The 6,000-nt window shown below is 29.4% G+C and carries 5 protein-coding genes; all 5 read left to right on the top strand.

The genetic code is table 11. The features are described 5' to 3' along the window. The first annotated feature begins 457 nt into the window (after nt 1-457). The 5 genes from KGF36_RS17750 to KGF36_RS17730 all read left to right on the top strand — a co-directional run bounded on the left by KGF36_RS17750 (nt 458) and on the right by KGF36_RS17730 (nt 5,985). Nucleotides 458-1,528, top strand: a complete 1,071-nt coding sequence (locus tag KGF36_RS17750) for an ATP-binding cassette domain-containing protein (RefSeq protein WP_227842535.1) — start codon at nt 458-460, stop codon at nt 1,526-1,528. After that, nucleotides 1,512-2,381, top strand: coding sequence for a carbohydrate ABC transporter permease (locus KGF36_RS17745; RefSeq protein ID WP_227840596.1), 870 nt, complete (start codon nt 1,512-1,514; stop codon nt 2,379-2,381). The genes KGF36_RS17750 and KGF36_RS17745 overlap by 17 nt, the downstream gene beginning before the upstream one ends. Before the next feature lie 42 nt (nt 2,382-2,423). After that, nucleotides 2,424-3,284 carry a carbohydrate ABC transporter permease gene (locus KGF36_RS17740; RefSeq protein ID WP_227840595.1) on the top strand — a complete coding sequence of 287 codons (861 nt, stop codon included), beginning with the start codon at nt 2,424-2,426 and terminating at the stop codon, nt 3,282-3,284. 30 nt (nt 3,285-3,314) lie between these two features. Then, a complete protein-coding gene (locus KGF36_RS17735) occupies nt 3,315-4,619 on the top strand; it encodes an extracellular solute-binding protein (protein WP_227842534.1) in 1,305 nt (434 codons plus the stop codon). Nucleotides 4,620-4,722: 103 nt separating this feature from the next. Continuing rightward, nucleotides 4,723-5,985, top strand: a complete 1,263-nt coding sequence (locus KGF36_RS17730; protein WP_227842533.1) for an ectonucleotide pyrophosphatase/phosphodiesterase — start codon at nt 4,723-4,725, stop codon at nt 5,983-5,985. Nucleotides 5,986-6,000 lie beyond the last annotated feature (15 nt).

The raw sequence follows: 6,000 nt of genomic DNA, 5'->3' as shown, positions 1-6,000 counted from the left end.
TAAGCTCTCTAGCGCTGATGGTACTTGGTGGGAAACTGCCTGGGAGAGTAGGACGTAGCCACGTAATCTTTTTTTGTGTAAATTTATAAAAAATAAAAAAGTTTTATTTTTTGTGTTTAGACATGGCAAATTTGGGACATAATATAATTGTAAAACTTAATAGCAAAAATAAATTACTCAATCTCCCCCACTTAAAGGCCTCTATCCCCCATAGAGGTCTTTTTTATTATGTCTAATTTTCTATATCCGTTATTTTATTTATTTTCATTCTATCTTATAGTCAGTATATTTATTTAAGTTTAGTATAATTTAACAGAAAATATATGTGATTTAACATTTATTTTAATAAATTTACTATATGTTCACTTTGACTTAATATATCCTTTACAAATAAAGAGTATTATTAATTTATAAGTAAATCGTATAACTAAACAAAGTATTTTGAGGAGGATAAAAAATGGCAGATATAAGACTAGAAAATGTCACAAAATCTTATGATAAAAAGAACACTGTTATAGAAAACTTGAACCTTACTATAGAAGATGGTTCTTTTACGGTATTGGTAGGCCCAAGTGGTTGTGGAAAATCTACTACACTAAGAATGATTGCTGGGCTTGAAGATATAACTTCAGGCAATTTGAAAATTGAAGAAAATGATGTAACAAGAACTGATGCAAGTAAGAGAGATATAGCTATGGTATTTCAGAATTATGCATTATATCCGCATATGACTGTTAGAGAAAATATAGAATTTGGTCTAAAGAATAAAAAAGTTCCAAAAGAAAAGAGAGAAGAACTTATAACAGAGGTTATTGATATAGTTGGATTACAAGAATATTTAAATGTAAAGCCAGGAAATTTGTCTGGAGGACAAAGACAGAGAGTAGCATTGGCTAGAGCGATGGTTAAAAATCCAAAGGTATTTTTAATGGATGAACCATTATCAAATTTGGATGCAAAACTAAGAAATCAGATGAGAACAGAATTAATACAGTTACATCAAAAGTTAAAATCTACATTTGTTTATGTAACTCATGACCAAGTCGAAGCAATGTCAATGGCGGATAAAATAGTTATAATGAACAAAGGAGAGATAATGCAAATAGGTTCTCCAAAAAAAATATATCAAGACCCTAAAAATTTGTTTGTGGCACAATTTATCGGAAATCCTTGTATGAACATATTAAATATGAAGGATAATATCAAACTTGGATTTAGGCCTGAAAAAGCTGTATTAGAAAGTATAAATATAGATATAAAAAATGATGATGCTTTTAATTTGCTTGGAAAGGTTATAACTAAAGAAGTATTAGGAAACGAAACTATATACTGTTTATCTGTTCTTGACAGTGAAGTAAGGGTTAAAACAGAAAACGATATATTTGATATAGGGAAAACTTTGAAAGTAAATGTATTAGAAAAGGATTTATATTATTTTGATAAAGATGGGCAAAGAATAGATGATATAAAAGAATGTAAGAATATGTATTCTAAAATCAAAGGAGATATTTATGAAAAAGCAATTTAATAAAGCATATTTGTACATAACACCTGCAATTATAGGAACTTTACTGTTTATAGTATATCCAATAATTAAGACAATATCGCTGAGTTTCAAATCAGGAAGTCTTCTTAGTTCAACTTTCGAAAATGTAGGATTAAACAATTACACAGAGCTTTTAAAAAATCCAGAGTTTATACAAACTATAACAAATACAGCAATTTATACTTTTTTTATGGTAATTATATCTATATCACTAGCTATAGTACTTGCTACTTGGTTAAACAAAAACTCTATAATACACAATTTAACACAAAGTATAATCTTTACACCACATGTAATTTCACTTGTATCTGTGGCCGTATTATGGCTTTGGATTATGGAACCTCAGTATGGTTTTTTAAACTGGGTACTGTCAGTATTACACTTACCAACATCAAAATGGCTTTCAAGTGAAAGTTCAGCATTGATGTCATTGATTTTAATAGGCATATGGAAAACTCTGGGATATAATATTTTAATAGTTTTATCAGGTCTTAAATCGATACCAAATTATATATATGAGGCATCTAAGCTAGACAATGCAAACAAGGTAACTAATTTCTTTAAGGTAACATTACCACTATTATCGCCAACAATATTTTTTCTCATGATAACAACAACAACAGCATCATTTCAAGTATTTGATGAAATAAGCATAATGACACAAGGTGGTCCATTAGGTTCAACCAACATGTTATCTTATTATATATATGAGTCTGGATTTATATATTACGATATAGGGCAAGCAAGTGCAGCAAGTATGTTTTTATTAGCTATAGTTATGATTGCTACATATGCTAATTTCAGACTATTATCAAAAAAAGTTCATTATCAATAAAGAAAAATATATATTATGAGGCGTATTAAAAAGGAGGACAAAATGGATATTATAAGACCTATTAAAAAAGATAAAGCTGATATAAAGAAAATAGTATCAAAATCAATAGAAGTATTAATTCTAGTACTTTTATCTGCAATATTTATATTCCCTTTTATATGGATGTTGTCGACATCTTTTAAAAACCCACAAGAAATGATGCAACTACCACCTACAATAATACCAAATGATATAGTACTAGGAAATTATACTACAGCATGGAATTCAGGGCCATTTTTTAGATATTTATTAAATAGTATCTTTGTGACAGGTAGTATTTTAATCATACAGTTTTTAGTGATGGTTCCTGCAGCTTATGCATTTTCTAAGATTAAATTTAGAGGTGAAAAGGTATTGTTTGGACTATTACTCATAGGACTTATGATTCCTCCACAAGTAACTTTTTTACCTGTATATATGATGATGAGTAAATTTGGATTTATAAATACATATGTGCCACTTATAATTCCATTTATGACATCTTCATTTGGTATATTTTTGCTTAGACAAAATTTTATGCAGATATCAGATGAGATTATTGAAGCAGCTAAATTAGACAATACTTCGGACTTAAAAATAATGTTTAAAATAATGGTTCCTATGGCAAAACCAGCAGTAATAACATTTATATTATTTAATTTTATATATCACTGGAATAACTATTTCTGGCCTTTAGTAATGACAAATACAGATGCAATAAGAACTTTACCAATCGGAGTAGCTCTTCTTAAATCTTCAGAAGGAATTACTGCATGGAATGTAATAATGGCAGGAAATATAATTTTAATTTTACCAATAATTCTTGTTTATATATTTGCAAATAAAAAAGTAAAAGAAGCTTTTATGTATTCAGGAATAAAATAAAAAGTCAAAAACTAAATTTGGAGGATGGAAATGAAGCTTAAAAGAAAATTAGCAACAGGATTAGCAATAACATTATTAGTAGGTTCTTTAGTTGGGTGTTCAAATTCTAATGACTCAAATACATCTAAAGGAGAAAAGACAGATAGCAATATTACAAAGATAGATTTCTGGGCACCTTTGGGTGGAACTAATGGTGAAACTGCACAAAAAATGGTTGACCAGTTTAATAGTGAGCATAAAGATATACAAGTGAATATGCTAAAACAAAAAGATTATTATGAAAATGCAACAAAATTACAAGCTGCATTAACTTCTAAAGACCAACCAGATGTAACATTATTAGAAATAACTCAAACAGGTACATTTGCATCAGCAGGAGCTTTAGTAGATATGAGTAAATACTTTGATAAGGCATACCAAGAAAGATTCTTTTCTGGTCTTCTAACAAATTCATATTATGAAAATAAATTTGTTGGGATGCCATTTAATAGAAGCACACCGATATTATACATAAATAAAGACATGGCAGTTAAAGCAGGTCTTGACCCTTCAGGGCCAAAGTCATGGGAAGAACTTAAAACATATGCTAGTAAAATGACAAATAAATCAGAAGATACTTATGGATTTGAAACTCCAATAGATATTTGGTTCTATGAAGCGATGGTAATGCAAAGTGGAGGAGAAATAACTGATGGAAAAAAAGTAGCATTTAATAATGAAGCAGGTCAAGCACCAGTTAAATTCTGGCAAGATATGATGAAATCTGGAGTAATGAAAATGCCACCTGGTGAAGATTATAATGCTTGGGATGTAGCAAAGCAAGATTTTGTAAATGGTAAAGTTGGTATGATATTTACATCGACAGCAGATTTAGCAGGTCTTATGCAACAAACAGATGGTAAGTTTGAAATATCAACAGCATTTTTACCAAAAAATCAAAAATATGCAACTCCTACAGGTGGAGCAAACTTAGTTATGCTTGAAGGTGGAACAGATAAAGAGAAAGATACAAGTGCAGAATTTATAGAATGGATGACTCAAACAGATAAAATAGTTCAATTTAGTTCATCAACAGGATATCTACCAACAACTGAAGATGCAACTAAATCAGAAAAATTACAAACATTGTATAAAGAAAAGCCACAATATAAAGTTGCAACTGACCAATTACAATATGCTGTTGCCCTTCCAATGCTAAATGGATATAAAGAAGCAACTGACAAGTTAATGGATGAGATTAAAAAAGGTCTTACTGATTTAAATGTGGCGCCAAAAGATGCAGTAAATAAAGGAACTTCTGCAATGCAAGCAGTAATAGACAAGACTAATAAATAATTATAGAGATGTATAAAATGTTGATAAAATATTATTTGTAACATATATAGATTATAGCTTGATTGAAAGTATTCAATAATATATGAATGAAGAGGTAATGTAAATGACAAAAGTTATAGTATTATCAGTAGATTCTTTATTTGAAAAAGATTTAGAATTTGTAAAGAATCTACCAAATTTTAAATCTATCTTAGAAAATTGTTCTATGGTGAAAAATATAAATTGTGTATATCCAACTTTAACATATCCTTGTCATACAAGTATGGTCACAGGGGTATATCCTAAAAAACATGGAATATATCATAATGAAAAATTTGACCCAAATAAAGAAAATAAAGATTGGTATTGGTATTCAAAAGATATAAAAGTAAAGACAATTATAGATGTAGCAAAGGAAAATAATTTGACCACTTCTAGTATCTTATGGCCTGTAATGGGTGCAAATCTAAATATAGATTATAACATTGCAGAGATATGGGCTCCTAATAGAGAAGATGACCCAAGAGAAACCTTTGAAAAAAGTTCAAGTAAGGTTATAATGGATAGTATTTATGATAGACATTGCCATTATATTGATTGGAAATTAGAGCCTAATATGGATTTATTTGGAGTAAATTGTGCGGTAGATGTAATAAAAGAATATAATCCAGATTTAATGTTAATACATCTAGCAACTTTGGACCATACACGACATAATCATGGTTTGTTTAATGAAGAAGTAAATGAAGCCCTGAAAATGAATGATAAATGGTTAGGAGATATAATTCAGGCTACAAAGGATGCGGGTACATATGAAGATACCAATTTTATAATACTTGGAGACCATGGCCATCTTAGAGTTGATAAAGTCGTAAATCCAAATGTTTTACTTAAATCACATGGATTTATAACAGTAGAAAATGATGAGGTTAAGAATTTTGATGCCTATGTAAATTCATCAGGCATATCAGCACAGATAATAGTAAATAACTCAAATAGACTAGAAGAGTTAAGAGCATTGCTTGAAGAGTTTAAAGAAGAATTATTTATAGAGAATATATTTACCAGAGAAGAAGCATCCAATCTTGGACTTGAAGGCGATTTTGAACTGGTAATTGAAGGAATTGAAGGAATTTCATTTGGAAATGATTTAGAAGGAAATATTATAAAGGATTCCGATATAAAAGATTACAAGTTTGCTGTGGCTACACATGGTCATTTACCTACTAAGGGTAATAGACCTCCATTTATAGCTTTTGGACCTAAAATAAAAACAGGTGTAGTAGAGGAAGAAGGCGACTTAAGAGCTCATGCAGCAACTATATTAAAACTATTCAATTTGAAACTAGACGGAGTTGAAAAAGAAGCATTTGACTTCATTATATAAACTTGATAAAGTATT

The organism is Clostridioides sp. ZZV14-6009, from assembly GCF_020658095.1.
In the GTDB taxonomy this organism is placed as follows: Bacteria; Bacillota; Clostridia; order Peptostreptococcales; family Peptostreptococcaceae; genus Clostridioides.
Note: the sequence above shows the minus strand (reverse complement) of the source record. Positions and strands in the feature narration are given on the sequence as shown.